This window comes from Streptomyces sp. URMC 124 (genome assembly GCF_051386455.1).
Classification (GTDB): Bacteria; Actinomycetota; Actinomycetes; order Streptomycetales; family Streptomycetaceae; genus Streptomyces.
The window spans coordinates 1-716 of the sequence record NZ_JBPQTS010000345.1; the positions used below are offsets into that span (position 1 = coordinate 1).

The 716-nt window shown below is 78.6% G+C and carries 1 protein-coding gene; it reads left to right on the forward strand.

What is annotated here, in order from left to right; translation table 11 throughout:
* Window positions 1-716 (forward strand): alpha/beta fold hydrolase (locus ACSNOG_RS32860; protein ID WP_436756350.1); only part of this gene is annotated, 716 nt, incomplete at both ends.

Sequence of the window (716 nt, forward strand, 5' to 3'; positions counted from 1 at the left end):
GTCGAGTGCGGCACGCTGGACGTCCCCCTCGACCACGCCCGGCCCCGCGGCCCGCACCTGTCCATAGCCGTCTCGCGCGTCCGCGCCACCGGCACCCCGGCCGAGCGGCGCGGGGTGCTGCTCGTCAACCCGGGCGGGCCCGGCGGCTCCGGGCTGCCGTACGCCGTCACCAAGCGCGCCAAGCTGCCCGAACGGGTCCGGCGCGCGTACGACGTCGTCGGCTTCGACCCGCGCGGCACCGGCCGCAGCTCCCCCGCGGACTGCGGCGCGATGGGCGGCCTCTTCGCGGCGCCCGCGCCCGACCCCGTCCCGCGCGACCGTGCCGCCGAGCAGGCACACCTCGCCTCCCTGCGCCGCCTGGCCGGCGACTGCGCGGCGGGCGTCGGACCCGCGGCCCTCCCGCACCTGTCGACGGAGGAGACCGCCCGCGACATGGACGCCGTCCGCGCCGCGCTCGGCGAGCAGCGCACCGGCTTCCTCGGCGTCTCCTACGGCAGCTACCTCGGCGCGGCCTACGCGGCGCTGTTCCCGCAGCGCGTGGGCCCGATGGTGCTGGACAGCGTCGTCGGCCCGGAGGACTGGTACGCCTTCGACCTCCGCCAGGCCCGCTCCCTGCTGCGGCAGCGCGCGACCCTGATGGAGTGGCTGGCCGCCCACCACGAGCGGTTCGGCCTCGGCGGTACGGCGGCCGCGGTCCGCGGGGCGTACGAGCGGGT